The 21,891-nt window shown below is 67.8% G+C and carries 16 protein-coding genes; 4 read left to right on the plus strand and 12 right to left on the minus strand.

Annotated elements, in window-relative coordinates; translation table 11 throughout:
* Positions 1-3: 3 nt before the first annotated feature.
* From ACXRVZ_RS14355 to ACXRVZ_RS14380, 6 genes are all read right to left on the minus strand, one after another.
* Positions 4-5,955, minus strand: a complete 5,952-nt coding sequence (locus ACXRVZ_RS14355; RefSeq protein WP_458232511.1) for an Hpt domain-containing protein — start codon at positions 5,953-5,955, stop codon at positions 4-6.
* Positions 5,956-5,964: 9 nt separating this feature from the next.
* A complete protein-coding gene (locus ACXRVZ_RS14360) occupies positions 5,965-8,340 on the minus strand; it encodes a methyl-accepting chemotaxis protein (protein WP_458232516.1) in 2,376 nt (791 codons plus the stop codon).
* Positions 8,341-8,409: 69 nt separating this feature from the next.
* Entirely contained in the window at positions 8,410-8,940 is a 531-nt protein-coding gene (locus ACXRVZ_RS14365; protein WP_458232512.1) for a chemotaxis protein CheW, read from the minus strand.
* Positions 8,941-8,957: 17 nt separating this feature from the next.
* A complete protein-coding gene (locus ACXRVZ_RS14370; protein WP_457422395.1) occupies positions 8,958-9,323 on the minus strand; it encodes a response regulator transcription factor in 366 nt (121 codons plus the stop codon).
* Between the two features lie 25 nt (positions 9,324-9,348).
* Complete coding sequence (locus ACXRVZ_RS14375; protein WP_457422393.1) at positions 9,349-9,738, minus strand: response regulator; 390 nt, start codon at positions 9,736-9,738, stop codon at positions 9,349-9,351.
* 49 nt (positions 9,739-9,787) lie between these two features.
* Positions 9,788-9,940, minus strand: a complete 153-nt coding sequence (locus ACXRVZ_RS14380; protein WP_394471142.1) for a rubredoxin — start codon at positions 9,938-9,940, stop codon at positions 9,788-9,790.
* A gap of 181 nt (positions 9,941-10,121) precedes the next feature.
* Here ACXRVZ_RS14380 and thiD point away from each other — a divergent pair, with 181 nt between their 5' ends.
* The 3 genes from thiD to mpl are packed head-to-tail and all read left to right on the plus strand — an operon-like array spanning position 10,122 to position 13,763.
* Entirely contained in the window at positions 10,122-11,069 is a 948-nt protein-coding gene (gene thiD / locus ACXRVZ_RS14385) for a bifunctional hydroxymethylpyrimidine kinase/phosphomethylpyrimidine kinase (protein WP_457422391.1), read from the plus strand.
* Positions 11,070-11,088: 19 nt separating this feature from the next.
* Positions 11,089-12,375, plus strand: coding sequence for a glutamate-1-semialdehyde 2,1-aminomutase (gene hemL, locus ACXRVZ_RS14390; protein WP_457422389.1), 1,287 nt, complete (start codon positions 11,089-11,091; stop codon positions 12,373-12,375).
* A gap of 26 nt (positions 12,376-12,401) precedes the next feature.
* Positions 12,402-13,763, plus strand: coding sequence for a UDP-N-acetylmuramate:L-alanyl-gamma-D-glutamyl-meso-diaminopimelate ligase (mpl, locus tag ACXRVZ_RS14395; RefSeq protein WP_457422387.1), 1,362 nt, complete (start codon positions 12,402-12,404; stop codon positions 13,761-13,763).
* A gap of 42 nt (positions 13,764-13,805) precedes the next feature.
* On the opposite strand, the gene aspS is transcribed toward mpl, so the two are convergent.
* The 6 genes from aspS to ACXRVZ_RS14425 all read right to left on the minus strand — a co-directional run bounded on the left by aspS (position 13,806) and on the right by ACXRVZ_RS14425 (position 20,374).
* Positions 13,806-15,599, minus strand: coding sequence for an aspartate--tRNA ligase (gene aspS / locus ACXRVZ_RS14400; RefSeq protein WP_457422385.1), 1,794 nt, complete (start codon positions 15,597-15,599; stop codon positions 13,806-13,808).
* A gap of 97 nt (positions 15,600-15,696) precedes the next feature.
* On the minus strand, positions 15,697-16,368 hold the full coding sequence (locus ACXRVZ_RS14405) for a DUF502 domain-containing protein (protein ID WP_457422383.1): 672 nt from the start codon (positions 16,366-16,368) through the stop codon (positions 15,697-15,699).
* Between the two features lie 12 nt (positions 16,369-16,380).
* Positions 16,381-16,704 (minus strand): FmdB family zinc ribbon protein, encoded by a 324-nt coding sequence (locus ACXRVZ_RS14410; RefSeq protein ID WP_457422381.1) that lies wholly within the window; start codon positions 16,702-16,704, stop codon positions 16,381-16,383.
* A 44-nt stretch (positions 16,705-16,748) separates the two neighbouring features.
* Positions 16,749-18,212, minus strand: coding sequence for a sodium:solute symporter family protein (locus ACXRVZ_RS14415; RefSeq protein WP_457422379.1), 1,464 nt, complete (start codon positions 18,210-18,212; stop codon positions 16,749-16,751).
* Positions 18,213-18,278: 66 nt separating this feature from the next.
* Positions 18,279-19,841, minus strand: a complete 1,563-nt coding sequence (gene ubiB / locus ACXRVZ_RS14420; RefSeq protein ID WP_457422377.1) for a ubiquinone biosynthesis regulatory protein kinase UbiB — start codon at positions 19,839-19,841, stop codon at positions 18,279-18,281.
* The gene (locus ACXRVZ_RS14425) at positions 19,838-20,374 is read right to left on the minus strand and encodes a hypothetical protein (protein WP_457422375.1); all 537 of its coding nucleotides are present in this window, start codon (positions 20,372-20,374) and stop codon (positions 19,838-19,840) included. The genes ubiB and ACXRVZ_RS14425 overlap by 4 nt, the downstream gene beginning before the upstream one ends.
* Positions 20,375-20,501: 127 nt before the next feature.
* On the opposite strand from ACXRVZ_RS14425, the gene ACXRVZ_RS14430 reads away from it, so the two are divergent.
* Positions 20,502-21,890, plus strand: coding sequence for an undecaprenyl-phosphate glucose phosphotransferase (locus ACXRVZ_RS14430; protein WP_458232513.1), 1,389 nt, complete (start codon positions 20,502-20,504; stop codon positions 21,888-21,890).
* Position 21,891 lies beyond the last annotated feature (1 nt).

Raw genomic sequence — 21,891 nt, forward strand, 5'->3', positions numbered from 1 at the left:
CGGTCAGACTACCACTGCGGCTTGCGTGTACTGGCGGATCAACCCGAGCAGATGCTCTTCGTCATAGGGCTTGCCAAGGTAGTGGTCGACGCCCAACTGGGCCGCATAGTCGCGGTGCTTCTGGGCGATGCGGGACGTGATCATGATGACCGGCAGCGGCGCCAGGCGCGCGTCGGCACGCATGTTGCGCACCAGGTCGAAGCCGTCCATGCGGGGCATTTCAATGTCTGACAGCACGACCGACGGCAGCTCGTCGCCGGACAGCTTCTCCATCGCGTCCAGACCGTCCTTGGCCAGCAAGACACGCAAGCCCACGCGCTCCAGCAGGCGCTGGGTGACGCGGCGCACGGTCAGCGAGTCATCGACGACCATGACCAGCGGCGCCTGCACGATCTCTTCGGCGTCCGGTGCGACCGGCTTGTGGTCGGACAACTGCCCGCGCGCCGCCGCAAGGCGGGCCTGGGCGTCGGCGCCGTACCAGTCGGCCAAGGCCACGACGTTGTAGATCAGCGCCACGTCGCCGGAGGCCAGCAGGCTGATGCCCGCAAGACCCGGCACGCGGTTGAGCTGGGCGCCGAGGTTCTTGACGACGACTTCCTGGTTGCCGACGACTTCGTCGACGTGCAGGGCCAGCGATGCTTGCGCGCTGCGCACCAGCACGACGGGCGCGTGCTTGCCATGGGTGTGGCCGCGGCCACCATGGCCCAGCAGGCCGCCCAGCCAATAGAACGGCAGCTCGGCGCCGCCATGCAGCAGTTTGCCGGTGGCATAGGCCGCCTCGACGGCGTCGACGGGCACGCGCTGTACCGACTGCATCAGTGCCGCCGGCACGGCCACCACCTGCTCGGCGCTCTTCAGCAGCACGACCTGGGTCAGCGCCGTGGTCAGCGGCAGACGCAGCAGGAAGCTGGTGCCCTTGCCGCTGGTGGACGTGGTTTCAATACTGCCGCCCAGCGTGCCGACTTCGGCACGGACGACGTCCATGCCGATGCCGCGACCGCTGAGCTCAGTGATCTGGCTGGCCGTGGAGAAGCCGGGCGCGAAGATGAGGCGGCGCAGTTGCGCGTCATCGGGTTCGGCGTCCGGTGCGAGCAGGCCCAGCTGCAGGCCGCGCTCGCGGATGCGGGCCAGGTTCAGGCCGGCGCCGTCGTCGACGAAGTTCAGGCGCACTTCGTTGCCATGCTGGCCCACTTCGATGCGCAGCGTGCCGGCGGCCTCCTTGCCGGCGGCCGTGCGTGCCTCCGGCATCTCGATGCCGTGGGCAACGCTGTTGCGCAGCAAGTGCTCGAAGGCGCCTGCCGTGCGTTCCAGTACCGAGCGGTCCAGCTCGGTCTGGCCGCCGGTGATCTCCAGCTTGACCTGCTTGCCGGCATCGCGGGCGGCCTGGCGCACGACGCGGTGCATGCGCTCGCCAATCGAGTCGAAGTCGACCAGGCGGGTGCGCAGCAGGTCGTCCTGCAGCTCGCGCGTCAGCCGCGATTGCGCGGCCAGTTCGTCTTCACCCGTCTGCACGTTACGGCTGAGCGTGCGCTGCAACGTGGCCACGTCGCCGACCGACTCGGTCAGCATGCGGGTCAGTTCCTGGAAGCGGGTGTAGCGGTCGAACTCCAGCGGGTCGAACTCGCGGCCGCCCTGCTGCGCCAGCTCCTGCTGGGTGTGCATCTGGGCCTCGGCCTGCAGGTCCAGTTCGCGCAGTTGGGTACGCAGGCGCTCCAGGTTGTCGTCCAGATCGAGCAGCGCGCCCTTCATCTGGACGAGTTCGGACTCCATCCGCGCGCGGCGGATGCTGACCTCGCCGGCCTGCGTGGCCATGCGCTCCAGCAGGCTGCCGCGCACGCGCACCAGGGCCTGGCCGATGGCGAGGTTGTCGCTGCCGGCGGCGATCTCGGTGCTTTCGGCGAAGCGGCTCCAGTCGATCTCGCGGGCCGGTTCGGAAGAGGCTTCTTCGGCAACCGGGGCGGGCTGGGCGAAACGGGCGAGCGGCTCGTAGCGGGGCTCGGGCTCCGGCGCGGGAGGCGGCGGAGCGATGACTGCGGGCGCCACGGGTGCCGCGACCGGTGCTGCGACAGCTGCCACAACAACGGGCGCATTCAGGCTGCGACCGAGTTCCTCGAAGGCATGCTCCAGCGCATCGCCGTCATGCTGCAGCGCCTGGACCTGGCCGTGGTCGGCCGTGCCGGCACGCAGCAAGGCCTCGATGGCCGACTCCAGGTTGTGGGCCTGCTCGCCCAGGCGCATGGCCCCGGCGAGGCGGGCGCCGCCCTTGAACGTATGCAGGGCGCGCATGCAGGCGTCGGAGCGGCCCAGCTCGGCCGGTTCGGCCAGCCAGTCGCGCAGGGCGCCATGCAGGTCCCGCAGCAGGTCGCGACCTTCTTCCTCGAAGATCGGGTAGAGCTCGGGCTCGATGTTGTCCGGCAGGCCGGCTTCGGGCTCGGGTTCGAGGGCAGCGGCCAGCGGCTCCGGCGACGCGGGTGCGTCGATCTCGGCGTCGAACCGGGGCTGCTCTTCGGCCGCGGGCTCGGGCAGCGCTTCGGGCGGCAGCTCGATGAGAGGCGCGGGCTCCGTGGCCGGGTTGCTTTGCAGGAAGGCACCGAGATCGTCGGCGACCGTGTCACTCAGCGGCGCGGCGGCCGTCATGGGCTCTTCCTGCGGCTGGTAGGCGTGCAGGCGAGTGATGACCTCGGGGTCGTTGGGCTTCAGGAACCCGGCAGCGAACTGGTGCAGCAGGCGGCGGATGTCGTCGGCGGCGCGCACGAAGAGTTCGGCGTCCTCCGCTTCGTAGGCGATGGCGCGCTGGGCGCGGCCGAGGGCGTGCTCAAGTTCGCGCGCCAGTGCAGAGAGGTCGTCATAGCCGACGGTGCCGGCGTTGCCGGCCAGCGCATGGGCCTGCACCTCGCAACTTTGCGGCACGGTGTGGTGCAGCTCGGCCGACCATTCAGCCAGGCCGATGGAAAGCTTGCGCGACAGCTCGTCGGCCTCGTTCAGGAAGATGTTGAACAAGGCAATGCTGATGCGCAGCGGGCCGATGAGCTTGTAGCCCTCATCGGGATCGAGCAGTTCCGGCTCGGCCTCGTCGACCACAGACAGAGGCGTGGCGACAGCCTCGTCTTCGTCCGGCGCCAGCGCCGGGATGACCAGCGTGATTTCCTCGGGCTGCTGCGGCGGCTCGCCGACAGGCAGGGGCTGCGGCTCGGCGGCAGGTTCGTCCAGGTCGAGCTGCAGGCGGAAGTTGGCCAGCGTCACTTCGGCCGCGGCCGGCAGCGGCATGGGTTCGGTCGCTTCGGCCGCATGCGGCATCAGCTCGGTCGGGTGCTCGCCGAAGTCCAGCGTGTGCTCGTCATCGGGCAGGGCCGGAGCGGCCTCGGCGACGATCACCTCCAGGCCCGCAGGCTCCGCCAGATCGAGGATGAAGTCCGGCGCGACGGTCTCGGCCTCGTCGGCGGCCGGCGTGGTGACGTTGACGACCTCGCCCACCAGGGCATCGCCGAAGTCGATGACCTCGATGTCGCCTTCAGGCTCCATCGCCAGGTCCACCGCAGGCGGGTCCTGGGCCGGCGTCAGCGGCAGATGCTCGCCATTCAGGCGCAGCGCATCGGCGCTGCGGCGCAGCGGATCGGGCAGGCTCTGGCCGGTCTCGTTGCCGGCGATCTGTTCGCGCCAGCGGGTGAAGTAGTCCAGGGCCTCGTTCGTGAAGCCCAGCAGCGCCGCATCGGCCTGCGGCGAGTGCTCGGCCAGCCGGGTGTTGTAGAGCTGCTCGCAGGCCCAGGCGCCTTCGCCGAAGTCATTCAACCCCACCATGCGGGCACTGCCCTTGAGGGTGTGGAAGGCGCGGCGGATGATGGTGAGTTCGCCGTGGTCGGCCGGGGCCTCGCGCAAGGCGGTGAGCGCGGCGCGGGCATTGCCAATGACCTCGTCGGCCTCCTCCAGGAAGATCTCGCGCATCTCCGGGTCGTCGGCGACGCTGGGCTCGGAGGCGACTGGCGCGCGGGCAGGCGCCGGCGCGGGCGCTGGAGCGGGCACCGGGGCCGGCTCCGACAGGTCCAGGTCGGGCAGGCTGAGGTCGGGCAGGTCCAGCGACGCCAGGTCGATGCGCAGCGGCTGCGTGGCCTCGTGGGATGTCTCGAATTCGGCGGGCTCGTCGCCCAGATCGACGTGGAAGCCACTGGCCTCGAAGTCGGGCAGTTCGACGGCGCCTTCACGGCGGCCCATGACGGCATCCAGGCGGCCGGTGGACTCGTCGAACTCGAACATGCGCTTGGCCAGGGCCGGTTGCACGCTCAGCATGTCGATGAGGAAACCCAGGGCGCCGAGGTTGTTGGCCAGGCGCTCGAAGACGCCACGGGCGGCGGCGCGCTCGAAGTCGATCTCGGTGCTGGCCAGGCTGTCCACCTCGTCGCGCATGCGCAGCGTGGCCAGGGCGGCCTGGTCCAGGCCCAGCACGCTGAGCACGCCACGCATGGCCTGCAACTGGCCGGGCACGGGGATGAGCAGCTCGCGGCGCGACGGGTCACGGAAATAGTCGTCGCACTGCTTCTCGACTTCGGAGAGGCTGGCGCGCAGTTCGTGCACGACGCTGCCCAGGGTCTGGCGATCGGAGACGCGACGGTAGAGCTCCTCCATCCAGCCTTCCAGCGGCTCGGCCGGCTGGCCGTGGGCGACGGCCTCGACGCGGCGCGCGAGGCGGCGCACGCGGTCGGCCTGCTCGGGCTGGTCGAAGGCGGCATCTTCCAGCGCAGCTTCGACGTAGAGCAGGCTGGTGGCGACTTCCATCGCCAGGGCGGGCGGCGGCGTGCTGCGCGAGCGCAGCGTCGCGACGACGGCGCGCTGCAGCGTCTGGGCCAGCACTTCGCCGCTCGGGAACAGGCGGGTCAGCGACTCGGCCAGCCCGGCGAACTGTTCGTCCAGGCTGCCGATGCGGTGCTGGTCACCCTCGGCGGCGCTGGACCAGCTCTCCTTGGCCGACATCACGCGGCGCTTGGCCTGCACGACCCAGGCCGGGTCGATGCGACCAAGGCTGGCGTCTTCGTAGTCGCCGGCCTGCTCGTCACTGAGGCGGTAGGCCTCGTGCACGGCATGCAGGCGCGGGCCGGCACCCTGGCTGAGGCGGCACTGGGCGCAGAAGAACAGCAGGTCCTGCGCGAGACGCTCGCGCTGCGGGTCGTCCTGGTCGCCCCGGCCAATCAGGCGCAGCTCATGCAGCAGCTTGGAGCCCAGGCGCTTGGTGTAGCCGTCGCTGGGCAGCAGCTTGAGTGCCTGGCCTTCGAAGACGGCGGCGGCCAGTTGCCAAAGCGTGCGGCCCTGGCCCGCCGGCAAAGCGGCAGCCAGGCCGGCGCACAGGCCGGACAGATGGGCCGCATGCGCCGAGCTGGGCTCACGCATGTGACGCAGCAACGCGGTCTCGAAGGGCGCGCGCACAGCCTCGGGCGAGCGCGGCAGCACGCCGTTCTCTATGGGCACGCTGCGCCAGGCCCATTCGTGCTGCCACAGGTCGGCCGGATGCACGCGCTCGGCACCGTTGAGCTGCAGCAGTTCGCGGTAGCTGGGGTAGAGAGCCAGCGTCGAGGTCTTGTTGCCGGCCAGCAGGCGGGCGACGTAGGCCAGCAACGCGAAGTTGGCGCGCTCGATGGTGTCGACGGTGCTGGCCTCAACCTCCAGCGGACGCTCGGCCAAGCGGCCAACGGCCGTCTCGGCGGCGCGCAGCACGGCGGCACCCGCCGGCAGGCCGACGAGGGACAGCACGCCGCTGACCTGATGGAGCTGGGCCGCTGCCTGCTGCAGCGGCACGCTGGGTTGGGCGTCGCCGCCAAAGGCCGACAGGCGGTTGTCGCTGCCGTCGCGAACGAGGCGGCGCAAGGTCTTGTGCACCGACTCCAGCGAACGGCGCAATTCCTCCTGCACCCACGCTAGTGGGCTGAGGTCGGCCGGGAGGTCGGCGTCTCGCAGTGAGCTGTCCATGTCGGTTCGTCAGGCGACCTTGAAACGGGACACGGACGCGCGCAGCGCCTCGGCGGAACGGGACAGCTCATGCACCATCTGGGCGGTGGAGCGCGTGCCCTCGGAGGTCTGCTCGGTCACCGCGAAGATGTGCTGGATGTTGGAGGCCACCTCGTTGGCATGCTCGGCTTCCTGCTGAGCCTGCGTGGAGATCTGGCCGATCAGCCCGTCAAGCTGGCGGGACACGCTGTCGATGTCTTCCAGCGCGCGGCCGGCCGCGTCGGACAGCTGGGTACCTTCCACCACCCCGCGCGTCGAACGCTCCATGGCGGCCACGGCGTCGTGGGTGTCGGTCTGAATGGTCTTGACCAGCGCGGCAATCCGTCGCGTCGCGTCGCCGGAGCGTTCGGCCAGCCGCTGCACTTCTTCCGCAACCACCGAGAAGCCGCGGCCGGCTTCACCGGCGGACGCGGCCTGGATGGCGGCGTTCAAGGCCAGCACGTTCGTCTGCTCCGTAATGTCCGAGATCAGCTCCGTGATCTCGCCGATTTCCTGMGACGACTCACCCAGGCGCTTGATGCGCTTGGAGGTCTCCTGGATGGAGTCACGGATGGTGTTCATACCGGCGATGKTGTTCTGCATCGCCGAGAGGCCCAGTTCAGCGGCCTGCCGGCTCTGGCGCGCCACGCCCGCCGTTGTCTGCGCCTGGGCGGACACGTCGGTGATTCGGCTCGCCATGCCCAGCACGGCCTCGCCGGTGGCGCGGATCTCGTGCAGTTGTTCTTTGGACGCGGCCAGCAGGTCGGTGGACGTCTGGTCGACCGCGCCGGTCGTGTCCGTCACGCGGGCTGCCGTCTGCTGCACCTGGCCGACCAGGTTGCGCAGCTCTTCCACTGTGTAGTTCACCGAGTCGGCGATGGCGCCGGTGATGTCTTCCGTCACCGTCGCCTGCTGCGTCAAGTCACCTTCAGCGACCGAGGACAGCTCGTTCATCAACCGCAAAATGGCGGCCTGGTTGGCGTCGTTGACGCGCTTGGCTTCTTGCTCCTGGGCCTCGGCGTCGCGCTTCTGGGATTCGGCGAGCGCCGCACGTTCGGACTGGTCGGCCACGAAGAGCCGCAGGAAGCCGAAGGCGCCACCGACGAGGGCGGCCAGCGAGGCCAGCAGGAGGAGGATCAGGCCCCAACCCGCGCCACCGGACTGCTCCAGCTCGGACGCGGCCTGCTCCAGGTTCTTGCGCAGGGGTTCGGAATCGCCCAGGATGGCGGTCTGCGCCTCACGCGCCGACACCAGGCCCTGCAGGTTGCCCAGAATGGCGGCTGCCTGGGTGCGGGTCTGCTCGTACTGCTTGAGCAGGGTCTGCAGGCGTTCCTTCAACTGCGGGTCGCGTGCGGCGTTCAGGCGCAGTTCGGGGCTGCCGCTGATCAGCGCTTCGGTGATGAGCTTGAAGGAGTTCAAGTCCTTGCCCAGCAGGAAGACCGCCTCGGGGCTCACGCCTTCCTGCGTCAGGAACTCGTTGGCGCTCTTGCCGATACGCTGGGTCAACATGACCAGCTGGCCGACCGCGGAGACCTCGCCCGCCGAGGCGCCGATCTGCAGGGCCTGAGATGACACGGCCTCGGCGCTTTCGAGCAGGTCGCTCGATTGCCGGTTGATGGCGCGCAGTGCCTGGCCGACCTGGGTCAGGATCTTTTCCTGGTTCTGGACGATCTTGCCGTTCTTCTCGGCGCGTTCCACGAAGGGCTTGAGCGAATCCAGCGTGGGCTGCACGCTGGCCGGCGCGATCTTCAGTTCGCCTTCGCCGGTGCGCAGGTTGTTGACCACGCCGCTGAGCGTGCCCACCGACTCGCGCAGTTCTGCGAAGGCCGTCGGGTTACCCACCAGCGCTGCCGACACCGACTTGGCCATCCGCTGCGAATGCATCAGCGCCTGGCCCGCTGCGCGCACCTGGGCGGCGCTGCGGTTGGAGTTGACCAGCACAAGGCCGACGGACACCGCAGTGCCGACCAAGCCAAGGGCGACGAGGCCCGTCAGCACAGCCTGGCGGTGGCGGCTGAAGAGGTCGCCTAGCTTCTCGGCGCCCGTGGCCGCTGTAGCAGCAGACGCCAGCGTCGTCGGGTCGGCCGCCTGGGTGGTCTGCGCGAAGTTCAGCGAACTGGCCGGGAACTCGCTGTTCGGGCCCGGCTCGGTGGGCAGGGCCGGCGAGATGATGGACGGCGCGTCGTCGCGCACGAAGGCGACGGTGCGCACGGGCGGCAGCTCGACGCCGGCGAGGGTGGTGTCGGCGTTGCGGGTCGCGTCGAAGCCGCCCCCGTGCGAGTCGATGGTGGTATCGGAAGCGTCTGGCGCCGCAAACGGCTGCTCATCGGCTTCGGACTTTCCCCTGATCTTGTCCAGCAGGCTCATCTCACCCTCGTCCTTCAGTGTTTGTGGTGCTCGCATCCCTGCGCGAGCCTTGAAGCTAGGAAGCGCGCATCACCCAACGATGTGCAGGAAGTTCTCCTGCCTTGACAACGCTTCCAGATTGATTTCCTGCCAATGGCGACCGGCCTCGTCGCGGCGCAGGGCGCCAGCAAAACGCGGCAGCGGCCCGGCCGGCTGTTCGGCGGCAAGCGGCAGTTGTTCGTCGCTGCGCAGGCCGGCCAGACGGTCCACCAGCAGCGCGCAATTCAGGTTCAGGTCGGCGCTCAGCGACACGAGCCGGGCCTGGGGCGCGACGCCGCGCGCAGCCGCACCGTCGCGCAAGCCGAGATAGACGGCCAGGTCGACGACCGTGAACAGGCCGCCACGCAGATTGGCCACGCCGGCCAGCCAGGGCTTGGCATAGGGCACGGGCTTGATGGGCACGGGCGCGAAGATTTCACTGGCCTGCTTCAGCGAGAACAGCAGGCCGACGCCCGCAGTTTCGACAGCCAGCCACTTCGCGATCAGCGTCGTCTCGCGCGCCGCCTGCATGCGCTCGGCCAGGCGCTGTTGCAGTTCACGCAGTGCAGTCTTGTTCGCCATGTCTGCGCCCTGTGGCTTCAGCCGAGGGCTTTGATCTTGGCCAACAACTCTTCGGCCTTGACCGGCTTGACGACGTAGTCGCTGGCGCCTTGGCGCATGCCCCAGACCTTGTCCGTCTCCTGGCCCTTGCTGGTGCACATGATGACCGGCACACCGAGGTAGCGCTCGTCGCGCGTGATCGCGCGGGTCAGCTGGAAGCCGTTCTGGCCGGGCATGACGACGTCCATCAGGATCAGGTCGGGCTTGGCCTCGGCCAGGCGCTTCATCGCCTCCTCGCCGTTCTCGGCCGTGCGCACGCTGTAGCCGCGCTTGACCAGCATCTCGGACAGGGCGTGCAGTTCGGTCTTGGAATCGTCAACCAGCAGGATGTTTTGGATGCTCATGGCTTTGTCTCTCAGTCGGCGCTTCTCACGGCCGGTGCTGCAGCACCGCTTGAAGCAGCTGGTCTTTGGTGAAAGGCTTGGTCAGGTAGTCCTGCGAGCCCACCATGCGCCCACGCGCTTTGTCGAAAAGGCCGTCCTTGGACGACAGCATGATGACCGGCACGCCCGAGAACTCCGGGTTGCGCTTGATGATGGCGCAGGTCTGGTAGCCATCAAGGCGCGGCATCAGGATGTCGCAGAAAACAAGGTCGGGCCGGAAATCGCCCAGCTTGGCCAGCGCATCGAAGCCATCCTCGGCCAGGGCCACGTCGTGACCCCCCTGCTTCAGGAAAATCTCGGCGCTGCGGCGAATGGTGTTGCTGTCGTCGATGACCAGGACCCGGGTCGGCCCTGCAGCGGAAACTTGCTCGTTCAAACCTTGTCTCCTCGGAGCTTCAGCTCGGGTCCGGGCCAGTGAGGCCGCGTCAGATGCGCACCATCTCGAAATCTTCCTTGCGTGCGCCGCAATCGGGGCAGACCCAGTTCATGTCCACATCGGCCCACTTGGTGCCAGGCGCGATGCCATGCTCGGGGTCCCCCGTCTCTTCGTCATAGATCCATCCGCAGATCAGGCACATCCAGGTACTGGGTTCGCTCACGGGTTGCTCAGAGTTTGCTCACTACAATCGAATCATTCTAGCCAGGGCCTGAAAGCGCAATGCTGAGGGCAAACGCCTGTGCCCAGGGCCCAGCAAACGCCCTTTTAGCGGCAGACTCCACGCTTTGCGCCAGCTCCGCCGCGACCGCCACGACCTCCCCATGAGCCCAACTCCCATTCCCACCGACCCCGAGGTCGACGAACCGCAGGACGAACAGGAAAGCCCGCCGCCGGCCTGCGTGCTGAGCTTCAACGCCAGCGACGCCTCCGGCGCCGGCGGTCTGGCTGGCGACATCGCAACGATTGCGGCCATGGGCGCGCACTGCCTGCCGGTCGTCACCGCCATCGTGCTGCGCGACACGGCCGAGATCTTCGAGCACGAGAACCTCGACCCCGACACCGTCGCCGAGCAGGCCCGCCACATCCTCGAAGACGTGCCCATCACGGCCTGGAAGGTCGGCTTCCTCGGCAATGCCGAAGCGGTCAGCGCCGTTGCCGAGGTGCTGAGCGACTACCCGGACGTGCCGTTGGTGACCTACCTGCCCTCGGTCGCCTGGATCGACGAGGACGACCAGCAGCAATACCTGGACGCGCTGCGCGAGCTGGTGCTGCCGCAGACGGTCGTGCTGGTCGGCAACCACAAGACGCTGACCGATTTCCTGCTGCCCGACTGGGACAACGAGCGTGCGCCATCGGCCCGCGAACTGGCCGTGGCCGCCGCTCAGGCAGGCGCCCAGCATGTGCTAGTGACCGGCATCCAGTTGCCCAACCAGTTCGTCGACAACGTGCTGGCCAACTCGCAAGGGCCCATCACCGGCGAGAAGTTCGAGCGCTTCGAGACGTCTTTCGTCGGCGCGGGCGACACGCTGTCGGCGGCGCTGGCGGCGCTGCTGGCGGTGGGCGCCGAGCTGCACTCGGCCGTCAGCGAGGCGCTGTCCTTCCTGGACCAGTCGCTGGACTCAGGCTTCCGGCCCGGCATGGGCAATGTCGTGCCCGACCGCTTCTTCTGGGCCCTGCCGCCGGCGGACGAAGACGGCACCGAGCCGACCTTCGAGGAAGTCGAAGCCGAACCCGAGCCGTCGCCCAAGATGCCGCGGCGCATGCACTGAGCCTCCTCCCCTTTCTGACATGGCCAGCAATACCGAGCTCTTCGAGCGCGCCGCGCGCGTCATCCCTGGCGGCGTGAACTCGCCGGTGCGCGCCTTCCGCGCCGTCGGCGGCACGCCCCGCTTCATTGCCCGCGGCCAAGGCGCCTACATCTATGACACCGAAGGCAAGCGTTATGTCGACTACATCGGCTCCTGGGGGCCGATGATCCTCGGCCACGGTCACCCCGCCGTGCTGGAGGCGGTGCAGAAGGCGGCCGTCGACGGCTTCTCCTTCGGCGCGCCGACGGAGCGCGAGATCGAGCTGGCCGAGGAGATCCTGAAGCTCGTGCCGAGCATGGACCAGGTGCGGCTGGTCAGCTCGGGCACCGAGGCGACGATGAGCGCCATCCGCCTGGCACGCGGCGCGACCGGCCGGGCCAAGTTCATCAAGTTCGAAGGTTGCTATCACGGCCACACGGACGCGCTGCTGGTGAAGGCCGGTTCGGGCCTGGCGACCTTTGGCCACCCGACCAGTGCGGGCGTCACGCCGGGCGCGGCGGCGGACACGGTCGTCCTGGAATACAACAACGTCGAGCAGCTGGAAGCCGCGTTCGCGCAGCACGGCGCCGAGCTGGCCTGCGTCATCGTCGAGCCGATTGCCGGCAACATGAACTTCGTGCGGGCCTCCCTGCCCTTCATGACGGCCATGCGCAGTCTGTGCTCGAAGCACGGCGCGCTGCTGGTGCTGGACGAGGTGATGACGGGCTTCCGCGTCGGCCTTGGCGGTGCGCAGGCCCACTACGCCCAGCTCATCCCCGGCTTTGCGCCCGACATCTCGGTCTTCGGCAAGGTCATCGGCGGCGGCATGCCGCTGGCGGCGTTTGGCGCCAGACGCGAGGTCATGCAGCACCTGGCGCCGCTGGGCGGTGTCTACCAGGCCGGCACGCTGTCGGGCAACCCGGTGGCCACGGCCTGCGGGCTGGCGACGCTGAAGGAGATCCAGAAACCCGGCTTCTTCGACGCCCTCACCCGCCGCACGCAGCAACTGGTGGCCGGCTTGACGACGGTCGCCGCCGAGAACGGCGTGCCCTTCAGCGCCGACAGCGTAGGCGGCATGTTCGGCTTCTTCCTGATGCCGGAGCTGCCGCAGAACTACGCGACGGTCATGACGACCGACAAGGAACGCTTCAACCGCTTCTTCCACGCGATGCTGGACGCCGGCATCTATCTTGCTCCGGCCTTGTATGAAGCCGGCTTCGTGTCGGCGGCTCACAGCAAGGCCGACATCGACGCCACCCTCGCGGCCGCGCGCACCGCCCTGCGCTGATCTCGCGCCCTCGCGGGCTGACTGACATGCATCTCCACATCCTCGGCATCTGCGGTACCTTCATGGGCGGCCTGGCGGCGCTGGCGCGCGAGGCAGGCCACCGCGTAACCGGCTGCGACGCAAACGTCTACCCGCCGATGAGCACGCAGCTCGAAGCCCTGGGCATCGAGCTCATCGAAGGCTTCGGCGCCGAGCAGTTGGAGTTCAAGCCCGACGTCTTCGTCATCGGCAACGTCGTCACGCGCGGCGAGCGCTTCCCGCTGATGGAGGCCATCCTTGACGCCGGCCTGCCCTATGTCTCCGGCCCGCAATGGCTGGCCGAGCATGTGCTGCAAGGCCGCCATGTGCTGGCCGTGGCCGGCACGCATGGCAAGACGACGACGACGTCCATGCTGGCGTGGATCCTGGAACACGCAGGTCAGAAGCCCGGCTTCCTCGTCGGCGGCGTGCCGCAGAACTTCGGCGTGTCGGCACGGCTCGGTGAAGGTTCTCCTTTTGTCATCGAGGCCGATGAATACGACACCGCCTTCTTCGACAAGCGCAGCAAGTTCGTCCACTACCGGCCGCGCACCGCCATCCTGAACAACCTCGAGCACGACCACGCCGACATCTTCCCGGACCTGGGCGCCATCGAGACCCAGTTCCATCACCTCGTGCGCACCGTGCCCGGCAACGGCCGGCTCGTCGTCAACGCCCGCGAGGAGGCACTGCAACGCGTCATCTCGCGCGGCTGCTGGAGCGAGGTGCAACGCTTTGGCGCCAGGAAGGAAGAGGCCGGCATGCTGCGCGCGCGCGGCGAGCCGCAGGCCTTCGACGTGCTGCGCGGCAGCCTCAAGGTCGCCCGCGTCGAATGGAGCCTGTTCGGCGAGCACAACCAGCTCAATGCGCTGGCGGCCATCGCAGCGGCCGAGCATGTCGGCGTGTCGCCCGAGCAGTCGGCTGCAGCGCTGGCCGAGTTCCAGAATGTGCGTCGGCGCATGGAACTGCGCGGTGAAGTGCGCGGCATCAAGGTGTACGACGACTTCGCCCATCACCCGACGGCCATCCGCACGACCATCAACGGCCTGCGCCGCCGCATCGCGCCGGCCGAGCGCATCCTGGCCATCTTCGAGCCACGCTCCAACACGATGAAGCTGGGCACGATGAAGGCCCAGTTGCCGTGGTCACTGGAGGAGGCGGACCTGGCCTTTTGCAACCAGCAGGGGCTGACCTGGGATGCCAAGGACGTGCTGGCGCCGATGGGCGCTCAGGCCATCGTGGGCGCTGATGTCGATGCACTCGTGGCGGCTGTCATCAAGGTGGCCAAGCCCGGCGACCACCTGCTCTGCATGAGCAACGGTGGCTTCAGCGGCATCCACGAGAAACTGCTCACCGCACTCGCTAAGTAAAAAGCCCCGCCGAGGCGGGGCTTCATCGCAGAACCGGTCGGCTTACTGCGCGGCGCCGCCGGCGTTGCGCAGGCGGATATGCAGTTCGCGCAGCTGCTTCTCGTCGACCAGCGACGGCGCGCCGGTCAGCAGGCACTGGGCGCGCTGGGTCTTGGGGAAGGCGATGACGTCGCGGATGGAGTCGGCCTTGGTCATCATCGTGACGATGCGGTCCAGGCCGAAGGCGAGGCCACCGTGCGGCGGGGCGCCGTACTGCAACGCATCCAGCAGGAAGCCGAACTTGATGCGCTGATCTTCCTCGCTGATGTTCAGCGCCGCGAAGACCTTGGCCTGCACTTCGGCGCGGTGGATACGCACGGAGCCGCCGCCCAGTTCCCAGCCGTTCAGCACCATGTCGTAGGCCTTGGCGATGCACTTGCCCGGGTCGGCCGTCATCAGGTCCTCATGGCCGTCCTTGGGCGCCGTGAACGGATGGTGGACGGCCGCCCAGCGGTTGTTCTCCTCGTCGTGCTCGAACATCGGGAAGTCGACCACCCACAGCGGCGCCCAGACGTCGTTGAACAGGCCGTTGGCCTTGCCGAACTCGCTGTGGCCGACCTTCAGGCGCAGCGCGCCGATGGCGTCATTGACGACCTTGGCCTTGTCAGCGCCGAAGAACAGCAGATCGCCGTCCTGGGCGCCGGTGCGCTTGAGGATCTCGGCGACGGCTTCGTCGTGCAGGTTCTTGACGATGGGCGACTGCAACCCCTCGCGCCCCTTTGCAACCTCGTTGACCTTGACCCAGGCCAGGCCCTTGGCGCCGTAGATCTTGACGAACTCGGTGTAGGCGTCGATCTCGCCGCGGCTCATGGACGCTCCCTTGGGCACGCGCAGCGCGACGACCCGGCCACCCGGCGTGGTGGCCGGGCCGCTGAACACCTTGAAGTCCACCGTGGTCATCGCGTCGGTCAGCTCGGTGAACTCGAGCTTGACGCGCAGGTCGGGCTTGTCGGAGCCGAAGCGGTGCATGGCGTCCGCGTACTTCATGACCGGGTAGTCACCCAGCTCGACGTTGAGGTTCTTGCGGAAGACGTGGCGGATCATGCCCTCGAACATCGAGCGGATCTCTTCCTCGGTCAGGAACGAGGTCTCGATATCGATCTGCGTGAACTCGGGCTGGCGGTCGGCGCGCAGGTCCTCGTCGCGGAAGCACTTGGTGATCTGGTAGTAGCGGTCGAAGCCCGACACCATCAGCAGTTGCTTGAACAGCTGGGGCGACTGCGGTAGCGCGAAGAAGTGGCCGTCATGCACGCGGCTGGGCACGAGGTAGTCGCGCGCGCCTTCGGGCGTGCTCTTGGTGAGCATCGGCGTCTCGATGTCGACGAAGCCATGCTCGTCCAGGAACTTGCGCACTTCCATCGCCACGCGGTAACGCAGCATCAGGTTGTTCTGCATGTAGGGGCGGCGCAGATCCAGCACGCGATGCGTGAGGCGGGTCGTCTCGCTGAGGTTGTCCTCGTCGATCTGGAAGGGGATGGGCACCGACGGGTTCAGCACCTCGATCTCGTGGCAGAGCACCTCGATCTTGCCGCTGGCGACGTTGGCGTTCGCCTTGTCGCCTGGGCGAGCGCGCACCTTGCCGACGATCTTGAGGCAGTACTCGCTGCGGACGGTCTCGGCCACCTTGAACATCTCGGGGCGATCGGGGTCGCAGACGATTTGCACGAGGCCTTCGCGGTCGCGAAGTTCGATGAAGATGACGCCGCCGTGGTCACGGCTGCGGTGGGCCCAGCCCATCAGGGTCACGGTCTGGTCGAGCAGCTTTTCGCTGACTTGGCCGGCATAGCAGGTGCGCATGGTGTTCTTCTCCGAATTCTTTGCAGGGGTGTCTTGTGGGCGCTGACGGGCTCTCGCGGCCCTCAGGGTTGAACGCCGGCCGGGGCGTTCAACCCCGCTAATTTCGTGCGGCTTCGTCCAGCGGCGCTACGGCATCACCGACGTGCGGCAGCGGCGCCACCGTGCCCATCGAGATGATGTATTTCAGCGCCTCGTCGACCGTCATGTGCAGCGGCTTGACATCCGACCTGGGCACGATGAGGAAGAAACCCGAAGTGGGGTTGGGCGTGGTCGGCACGTAGATGCTGACGTGCTCGTCTTCCAGATGGCAGGCCACCTCGCCGCTGGGTGTGCCCGTGACGAAGGCAATCGTCCAGCTGCCGGCGCGCGGGTATTGCACCAGCACGGCTTCGCGAAAGGCGTTGCCGCTGCTGGAGAACAGCGTATCCGACACCTGCTTGACCGAGCTGTAGATGCTCTTGACGATGGGGATGTGGGACATCAGCCGGTCCCACTGCGTCAACAGCCACTGGCCGAAGATATTGGCCACCAGCACGCCCGTGGCCAGCAGGCCGCCGACCAGGATCACCAGGCCCAGGCCGGGCACATGGCGCAGCTCCAGGATGGCATCGCGCAGCGAGGTCGGCATGACCAGGGCCAGCGCGGCCAGCATGGAGCCGAAGACGCCGTTGACGACGTCCAGCACCTGGGCCAGCACCCAGATCGTGATGGCCAGCGGCAGCCAGACCAGCAGGCCGGCGACGAGATATTTGCGGAGTGAGGCGCCCACGAAACGTCCGGGTCAGTGGCAGGGGCAGGAGCCGCCGCCGTGCGTGGACGACGAGGCACTGGAAGCCTCGGGCTTGTCCGATTTGGGTGCTTCAGCGGCTGCCGGCGCGGCGGCTGCACCCGTGGCAGCGGCGGCTGCCGGTGGGGCCGTGCCGCCGCCCTTGAAATCGGTCGCGTACCAGCCCGAGCCCTTGAGCTGGAAGCCGGCAGCGGTGACCTGCTTGGAGAAGCTCTCGGCCGCGCAGGCCGGGCAGGTGGTCAGCGGCGCGTCGGACAGCTTCTGCAGCACGTCCTTGGCATGGCCACAGGCGCTGCAGCGGTAGGCGTAAATGGGCATGGCGGCTCGATCAGGGACGAAAAGCCCGCCATTTTAGGGGAGGCTCAGGCGTGGGGCTGCAGATGATGGCTGACGTGCTCGTGGCGATCGGTCAGCACCTGCGGCGCGAGCGAGCCGGCGACCATGCCGACCAGGGCGGCGAGCAGGCCGGCCAACTGCCCCGGGAAAAACTCGCCCCAGGTGCTGACCTGCGGGAAGAAGGCCACCCAGACAGCGATGCCCGCAAAGATCGAGAACACCGCACCCTGCGTCGTCGCGCGCTGCCAGTACAGGCCAAAGGCCAGCGGCACGAAGGCCGCGACCAGCGTGACCTGGTAGGCGGAGCTGACCAGTTCGTAGATGGGCGTGCCCTGCAACGCGATGGAGTAGGCCAGCACGCAGAACGCGAAGATGACCAGGGTGACGCGCATGGCGACGAGGGACTGCTTGTCGCTCATGCCGGGGCGGATCTGCTTGAGGATGTTCTCGACGAAGCTGGTCGTCGGCGCCAGCAGCGTGGCCGACGAGGTGCTCTTGATGGCCGACAGCAGCGCGCCGAAGAACAGGATCTGCATCAGCAAAGGCATGTGGCCCATGATGAAGGTGGGCAGCACGCGCTGGTAGTCGTTCTGGGCCAGGTCCAGCGCCTTGTCGCCCATGACGACGACCGCTGCCAGAACGATGAACATGGGCACGAAGGCGAAGGCGATGTAGCTGAAGCCGCCGATGATGGCGCCGCGCTGCGCGGTCTTGGCGTCCTTGGCGGACATGACGCGCTGGAACACGTCCTGCTGCGGGATGGACCCCAGCATCATGGTCAGCGCCGCGCCGAGGAACATGGCGATCTGCGTGAATGTGGGCTCCGGAAAGAACTTGCCGAGGTTCTTCTGGGTCGCCAGGTCCAGCACGACCCCGGCGCCGCCCGCCAGGTCGGCCGAGAACACGGCGATGACCGACAGGCCGATGACCAGCACGATCATCTGGATGAAGTCCGTCCAGGCCACGGCCAGGAAGCCACCGATGACGACGTAGACCAGCACGGCCAGCAAACCGATGGCCATGCCCCATTCCTGGGGTAGCGCGCCATTGGTCAGGATGTTGAAGACAAGGCCCAGCGCCGTGACCTGGGCCGCCACCCAGCCCAGGTAGCTGAGGATGATGGCCAGCGAGCAGAAGATCTCGACGCCCTTGCCGTAGCGCTGGCGATAGAAGTCGCCGATGGTCAGCAGGTTCTTGCGGTAGAGCTTGGCGGCGAAGAACGTGCCCACCAGCACCAGGCAGAGGCCCGCGCCAAAGGGGTCCTCGACGATGGCGCCCAGGCCGCCCTGCACGAACTTGGCCGGGATGCCCATGACCGTCTCGGCGCCGAACCAGGTCGCGAAGGTGGTCGTGATGACCATGATCAGCGGCAGGCTGCGGCCGGCGACGGCGAAGTCCGCCGTGTTCTTGACCCGCGTGCCGGCCCAGACGCCGATGCCCAGCGTGCCGAGCAGGTAGAGCACGACGAAGACGATGAGCGTGGTGTTCATGGGCGTGGGAGCGGGTGGGGCCGGAAAATTTCGCGCGAATTATGAAGGCGCCGCGCCGGTGCCGAGCTAGAAGCCGAGGTCCAGAAAGCGCAGCGCCAGCCACGCAAGACTGATGCCGAAGGCAAAGCCGGTGGCGCCCCAGAGCAGGCCCGACAGCAGGCGGTTGGTGCTGCGCAGCTCGCGCACCAGCGCCCGCATGTCGGCGTCGCCGCCGCGCTGGGCCTGGTTCTTCAGCGCGTCGTGCAGCAGGCGCGGCAGAGCGGGGATGAGCTGGGCGAAGCGCGGCGCCTCCTTCTGCAGCTGCTTGGTCAGCGCCGGCCAGCCGACCTGCTCGTTCATCCAGCGCTCCAGGAAGGGCTTGGCCGTGGCCCAGAGGTCCAGCTCCGGGTCCAACTGACGACCCAGGCCCTCGATGTTGAGCAGGGTCTTCTGCAGCAGCACAAGCTGGGGCTGGATCTCGACGTTGAAGCGGCGCGAGGTCTGGAACAGACGCATCAGCACCTGGCCGAGGGAAATGTCCTTCAGCGGCCGGTCGAAATGAGGCTCGCACACCGCGCGGACCGCGCTCTCAAGCGCGTCCACACGGGTCTCGGGCGGCACCCAGCCGGAGGCGATGTGCAGCTCGGCGACGCGCTTGTAGTCGCGTTGGAAGAAGGCTATGAAGTTCTGCGCCAGGTAGTCCTTGTCGACCTCGGTCAGCGTGCCAATGATGCCGAAGTCCAGCGCCACGTAGCGGCCGAAGGTCTCGGGCGCCAGGCTGACCTGGATGTTGCCGGGATGCATGTCGGCGTGGAAGAAGCCGTCGCGGAACACCTGGGTGAAGAAGATGGTGACGCCGTCGCGGGCCAGCTTCTTGATGTCGATGCCGGCCTCTTCGAGCACGGCGCGCTGCGAGATCGGCACGCCCTTCATGCGCTCCATGACGATGACTTCCGGCTTGCAGAAGTCCCAGTGCATCTCGGGCACCATCACCAGGTCCAGGCCGGCCATGTTGCGGCGCAGTTGCGCAGCGTTGGCCGCCTCGCGGACGAGGTCCAGCTCGTCGTGCAGATACATGTCGAACTCGGCGACGACCTCGCGCGGCTTCAGGCGCCGGCCGTCGGCCGAGAAGCGGTCGACCCACACGGCGAGCCGGCGCATCAACGACAAGTCGTCGTCGATGATGTCCAGCATGCCCGGGCGCAAGACCTTGACGGCGACCTCGCGGCCGTCCTTGAGCGTCGCGAAGTGCACCTGGGCAATGCTGGCGCTGGCCACGGGCTCGGCGTCGAAGCTGCCGAACAAGGCCTCCAGCGGCTGGCCGAAGGCGCGCTCGACCAGTTCACGCGACTGCGCGGCCGGGAAAGGCGGCACGCGGTCCTGCAGCTTGGCCAGCTCCTGCGCGACGTCGATGGGCAGCAGGTCGCGCCGCGTCGACAGCACCTGGCCGAACTTCACAAAAATGGGGCCCAGGTGCTCCAAAGCGAGGCGCAGGCGCACGCCGCGCGGCTCCTGCCAGCGGCGGCCCAGCCGCGTGACGCGCCTCAGGACCTGGAAACGCCGCCGGCGCAGGCCCGACAGGGCCAGGTCGTCGAGGCCGAAACGCCAGATCGTCCACAGGATGACAAGCAGCCGGGAGACAAACCTCATGCGCCGTTACCGGACATCTTGGGCGCGAAGCGCTCGGTCATGCCCGACAGGGTGCGCCGCAAGGTGCGGCCGAACTGGGCCAGTTGCCGGGCCGGCAAGGGGCCGACGATGCCGGCCAGATCGTCCTCGATGTCCCAGCGCAAGTTGTCCATCAGCCAGTGCATCTCGCCGGCAAAGGCGGCATCACCCTGCACGCTGACGCCGGGCGCCTCACCCGTGAGCGCGCCCAAGGCAAGCTTCGCCGGATTGGAAGCGTCGATCTCGATGCGCAGGCCGCCCGCGCCCGGCGGTGGCGCCTCCAGCCGCTCAAACAGGCCCGCAGGTGTGACGCCAAGTATCAAATCGGGCGCCGCCGGCAGCAGCGCCGGCCAGCGCGCCAGGTGGACGACCAGCGCGCGCCCAGCGAGCGGCTGGAGGCGCCTGGTGGCGATGGGTTCACGCGAAACGACATGGTTGATGAGCAGCACCAGGCGGTCTTGCAGGGCTGGCATCAGCAGCGGCGACAGGGGGGGCAAAGGCCAGGGGGCAGACATGCGCAAGATTGTAGGCAGCGGACCCTGAACAGGGGACGGGCCCGCAACGGTTGTCAAAATTGTTGGTAGAGAATCCCGGATCGCTTTTTGCAAGCAATAACCCTTACCCAGGCCACCGACTGCCACGATGTTCGAGGATCGAAGCTACAAAAGGACGTTCTACAGCGCACCGCAGTCGGTCGAATCGCTGATTGCCGCCTTCCTGGAGCCCGGCATCATCGTGCTGACCTTCCTGCTCGTGAACGGCCATTTCGAAGAGCCGGTCATGCGCCCCACGCTGACGCTGTGCCTGCTGGTGTTCGCGCTGACCTTCCCCGGGCGCAACCGCTTCAACGATCACCCGGCTAGCGCGCTGGTCGACGTCGTCTCGTCCTGGCTGGTGCTGCTGGGCATCCTGCTGCTGTGCGGCTAYGCSACCMGCAGCCTGCACTACTTCGARAACGAGGTGTTGATCTGGTGGGCCGCCATCACCCCGGTCGCACAGATCATTGCCATCGAGATCGGCCGCCGCGTGCAGGGCTGGCGGGCGCGCGACCCCAGCGCGCGGCGCACGGCCGTCGTTGTCGGCGCGGGGGCCCTGGGCCACAAGGTCACGCGGGCGCTACGCGACAACCAGGGCGTGATCTGCCTGGGCTATTTCGACGACCGCAACCGCGAACGCCTGCACCCGGATGCCGGCGCCGAGCTGCTCGGGCCGCTGTCCAGGCTGAGCGAGTTCGTGCGTGAAAAAGGCGTGCGCGAGGTCTACATCACGCTGCCGCTGGGCTCGCAGCCGCGCATCGTCGAGCTGCTGGAGCAGGTGCAGGGCACGACGGCCTCGCTCTTCTTCGTGCCCGACGTGTTCGGCATCAGCATCATCCAGGGCCGGCTGCAAGACATTTCGGGCGTGCCGGTCGTCGGCATCTGCGAGACGCCCTTCACCGGCACCAACCAGCTCATCAAGCGGGTCAGCGACATCGTGCTGTCCGCGCTCATCCTCATTCTGATCTCGCCCATCCTGCTGGCGCTGGCCATAGGCGTGAAGCTGAGTTCCCCCGGTCCCGTCATCTTCAAGCAGCGCCGCAATGGCCTGGATGGCGAGGAGATCATCGTCTACAAGTTCCGTTCGATGCGCACCCAGGACAACGGCGCCGTTGTCAAGCAGGCGACTAAGGGCGACTCGCGCATCACGCCCTTCGGCGCCTTCATACGCCGCACCTCGCTGGACGAACTGCCGCAATTCATCAACGTTTTACAGGGCCGCATGAGCATCGTCGGTCCCAGGCCGCATGCGGTCGCCCACAACGAGGAATACCGCCAGCTCATCAAGGCCTACATGGTGCGCCACAAGGTCAAGCCGGGCATCACCGGCTGGGCCCAGGTCAACGGCCTGCGCGKCGAGACCGACACCATCGACAAGATGATCGCGCGCGTCGAATACGATCTTGAATACCTGCGCAACTGGTCGCTGGCCCTCGATCTGCAGATCATCCTGCGCACGGTGCGGCTGGTGGTGTTCGACCGTCATGCCTACTAAG

Source organism: Roseateles sp. P5_E8, assembly GCF_054177665.1.

Coding starts and splice junctions, on each gene's coding strand:
- aspS (WP_457422385.1), bottom strand. CDS start 15,599: ATGCGCACCTGCTATGCCGGCCAAGTCAGCGAAAAGCTGCTCGACCAG.
- ACXRVZ_RS14410 (WP_457422381.1), bottom strand. CDS start 16,704: ATGCCCATTTACGCCTACCGCTGCAGCGCCTGTGGCCATGCCAAGGAC.
- ACXRVZ_RS14355 (WP_458232511.1), bottom strand. CDS start 5,955: ATGGACAGCTCACTGCGAGACGCCGACCTCCCGGCCGACCTCAGCCCA.
- hemL (WP_457422389.1), top strand. CDS start 11,089: ATGGCCAGCAATACCGAGCTCTTCGAGCGCGCCGCGCGCGTCATCCCT.
- ACXRVZ_RS14415 (WP_457422379.1), bottom strand. CDS start 18,212: ATGAACACCACGCTCATCGTCTTCGTCGTGCTCTACCTGCTCGGCACG.
- ACXRVZ_RS14365 (WP_458232512.1), bottom strand. CDS start 8,940: ATGGCGAACAAGACTGCACTGCGTGAACTGCAACAGCGCCTGGCCGAG.
- ACXRVZ_RS14380 (WP_394471142.1), bottom strand. CDS start 9,940: ATGTGCCTGATCTGCGGATGGATCTATGACGAAGAGACGGGGGACCCC.
- ACXRVZ_RS14425 (WP_457422375.1), bottom strand. CDS start 20,374: ATGTCTGCCCCCTGGCCTTTGCCCCCCCTGTCGCCGCTGCTGATGCCA.
- thiD (WP_457422391.1), top strand. CDS start 10,122: ATGAGCCCAACTCCCATTCCCACCGACCCCGAGGTCGACGAACCGCAG.
- ubiB (WP_457422377.1), bottom strand. CDS start 19,841: ATGAGGTTTGTCTCCCGGCTGCTTGTCATCCTGTGGACGATCTGGCGT.
- ACXRVZ_RS14370 (WP_457422395.1), bottom strand. CDS start 9,323: ATGAGCATCCAAAACATCCTGCTGGTTGACGATTCCAAGACCGAACTG.
- mpl (WP_457422387.1), top strand. CDS start 12,402: ATGCATCTCCACATCCTCGGCATCTGCGGTACCTTCATGGGCGGCCTG.